Annotated in this window: 3 protein-coding genes; 2 read left to right on the forward strand and 1 reads right to left on the reverse strand. The window is 61.4% G+C overall.

What is annotated here, in order from left to right; genetic code table 11:
* Together QMO14_RS33000 and QMO14_RS33005 are read left to right on the forward strand one after the other, a co-directional pair.
* The coding region (locus tag QMO14_RS33000) for an LPD7 domain-containing protein (RefSeq protein WP_301512336.1) at positions 1 to 2214 on the forward strand (2214 nt) is incomplete at its 5' end.
* Positions 2211 to 2648: a hypothetical protein gene (locus tag QMO14_RS33005; protein ID WP_301512337.1), complete on the forward strand. Its 438-nt coding sequence runs from the start codon at positions 2211 to 2213 to the stop codon at positions 2646 to 2648. The genes QMO14_RS33000 and QMO14_RS33005, both read left to right, overlap by 4 nt.
* A gap of 74 nt (positions 2649 to 2722) precedes the next feature.
* Here the strand turns inward: QMO14_RS33005 and QMO14_RS33010 are convergent, their stop codons facing one another.
* Positions 2723 to 2920, reverse strand: a complete 198-nt coding sequence (locus QMO14_RS33010; RefSeq protein ID WP_301512338.1) for a hypothetical protein — start codon at positions 2918 to 2920, stop codon at positions 2723 to 2725.
* Positions 2921 to 3036: the final 116 nt, after the last annotated feature.

A 3036-nucleotide genomic window follows, 5' to 3' on the forward strand; every position in this document is an offset into this window, starting at 1 on the left:
CAATTGGAAGCGGAGTTCGGCCTTCAGGCTGACAACCATCTGGCCCAAAAAGTCGGTTCGGAAAACCGCGCGCAAGACATGGAGCGCCATTCCGGTGTCGAGAGTTTTCTAGGGTGGTTGAAGAGGGAGTGCTTGCCTGAACTGGAAACTGCCAATTCCTGGCACGAGCTTCATTCCGCTCTTTCTCGAAATGGCGCCGAGCTGCGCTTGCGAGGAAATGGATTCGTTATTAGTGACTCCAGCGGACTTGAGGTCAAAGCGAGTTCAGTTTCGCGCTCCCTCTCGAAGCAGCAATTGGAAAAGCGGTTTGGCGCGTTTGATTCTTCGATGGACCCGCTTGGCAGCTCGAGCGGATCAGGCGCTTCGCCAGCGTCTTCTATCGACGGCGAACAATTCGCCCCTGCGGCTCTGCCGTCGCCGCAGGATTCGGAGGATCAAGTGGCGCCCTGGTCCGCGCCAGTTGGGGAAGCGTGGCCGGCTGACGGGGATCACGGCAATTTACCGCCCAGTCTTTCCGCCGAGGGACGAGCAGAAACGCAGCGGCAACTGGTGGGGGCAGGAGAAGCAGAGCACATCCGCGGCGGCAGAAACGAGGCGCGCGGAAGGTTGGATAGCGAATTGCTTCCGCTTCCAGTGGAAGGGGCGGCTAGGAAAGAGTATCGGAACGAGGTTGCCCAGACGTACCTCGATACCTCCGCTCTCTATGCGCAGTACCGAGCGGAGCAGTCGCACGCCCGCCAGATGCGGACTGGCGAGAGCGCCGCCCTTCGGGGGCGACAGAACGTCGAAGAGGAGGCCCTATGGGCATCGAATGCCGCCCACAGGTCGGCTCTCAAGCATCTCGGGGTCGATCCCCTCGCCAAACGCGTTCTCTACGCGCTGGCGAAGCGGGCACTGAAGGCAAATCTCGCCGAGCTGCGCGAGAAGCATCGGCGAGAGCGAGGCTTGCTGACCCGGCGAACGTCGCGTTTGCAGTGGGTGGAGTGGCTTCAGCTGAAGGCAGTCGCGGGGCAAGAAAACGCCCTTGAGGTCCTTCGTGCCCGTGCTTTTCGCGATGACCTATTCCGTGATGCAGCGTCGCGCAGCAGCATCGCGGCATCTGGCCGCCCGACGGGCGCGCCGCTGGGCCTACCCATTGCGGCAGTGACGAAGAAAGGCACGCTGCTCTTCCAGGCTGGCACGACCGCGATCCGCGACGACGGGGCAAGTTTGCAGGTCTCCAAAGAGGCAGACCTGGGCGGCATCCATCTGGCCCTACGGATCGCTGAGCGTCGATACGGCAATCGCCTCACCGTGAATGGGTCACCCGAGTTCAAGGTGCGCGTAGTCGCGAGCGCGGCCGCGCAGCGCCTTCAAGTCACGTTTGTTGATAAAGATCTCGAGCGCCGACACCAGGCGCTTCTAACGTTGAGAAATGGAATGCCCAATGGCAGAAAAGACCGATCTGGAGTTGTTGGAGGAAGCAATGGCGCTGGTGAGCTCAGAGGCGCCGGAAGAAATTCAGGAAAGCCTAGGGGACAGCCGAGTAGAGACACAGGAGCCGCAGGCGAGCAACGAAGCAGCACCGTTGCAGGAAACGAAAGAGGAGATGGGTCAGGTCGGTCCGGCGAACGCTCTCTCAGCGCTTCCTCCAATGCTGCCTTTGGCAAGTCCTCTGCCGATGCAAGACCAGTCGTTGCAGCCCCTAGTAGACGAGCCGGCGGCACCTCCAGCGGAGGGAAGCCCAACGTTGGAAGCATTGCCGGAGAGCCGCCGGCCTTCCGAAAAAACCGCCTGCGAGACCTGTCGGAACTCGGTGTGGTTCTCTTCGAAGGATCTGGTCCAGTGCTATTGCCGGGTGATGTACCTGGTCACGTGGACGAGCCGCCAGCCGAAAGCAGTGCAGTTGTGCGACGGCCAGTACCTCGGGGACGAGTGATCGTCGGAGGAAGCGAAGCGGCCGCCAAATTTATTGCCGAGCGAAGCGAAAAGCGAGTTCTAGGTTTCGATATACCGAATATGAAACCCTATACTCCGGGTCCGGAGCGCGCTTTCAAATTTGCCGGCCTGAGGACGATCGACGGGGTCAGCCTGGCACTTTTGACGATGGAAGGCACTGTGGAGATCCTTCCTGTCGACTCCCAGGCCGCCCAGCGGCTCAAGCGGGTGCGTGTTGGCAATGAAATCACGGTGACTGAGCACGGGACCGTGAAGACCAAGGGCAGATCGAGATGAGTTCGAAGTTCAATAACGCAGTAGGACCTCAAGTTCGAGCGAAGAAAAAGGGCCCGGGCAAGCTGATCCCTTTGCTGGCGGCGATGACGATGGTGGGCTCAATGTCCGCCTCCACGCAATTCTTCGCGTCCAGTGCAGGCAATCATCCGAGCCTCGGGAGCAGCGTTGCAGGCTTCTACCCGCCTTGGCAAATCGTGTCGTGGGCGCTCAAATGGCACGCCTACTACCCAGAGGCGTTCATGCGGGCGGCCGGCGTCGGCATAGGTCTGAGCTCGGCTGGCCTGTTCGCGCTTCTGGTGGCAAAGATCATTCGCGGCAACAGCTCAGAGGCGAACCGTTATCTGCACGGCTCGGCCCGATGGGCTGAACAGAAGGACATTGAAGCAGCCGGCCTTTGTTGGCGGCGGTGTAAATCCGCTGCTATTCGGCGGTGAGGATGCGGTTTTGCAGGTGGTTGAGGCGCAATGGAAGAGGGCCCCTTGCGGGGCCCTGGTTGGGTGAGCGGGGTTCAGAACGGCTCGTCCGGATCGAAGGACGCAGGCGGCTCGTCGTGCACGAGCTGGTCGTACCAGGCCTGCTGGACGTCGCGGCCGTAGATTCTCCACAGCTGCTCGCGCAGCACGCGCAGGCACTCGAAGACGGCCAGGGCCTGCTCGGCAGTCCAGTTGGTGGGAAGCGTTGGTGGTTGTTCGCGCTCGGACATCATGACTTCTTGCTCCTGACAGGTTTGCCTGCGCGCTGCCTGGAACGCGCAGCCAGGCGCTCCTGAGCTTCCTTGGCGCGATAGGACTGGCCCTCGATGCGCACGACCTCGGCGCGGTG

The organism is Variovorax sp. CAN15, from assembly GCF_030462475.1.
Taxonomy (GTDB): domain Bacteria; phylum Pseudomonadota; class Gammaproteobacteria; order Burkholderiales; family Burkholderiaceae_C; genus Variovorax.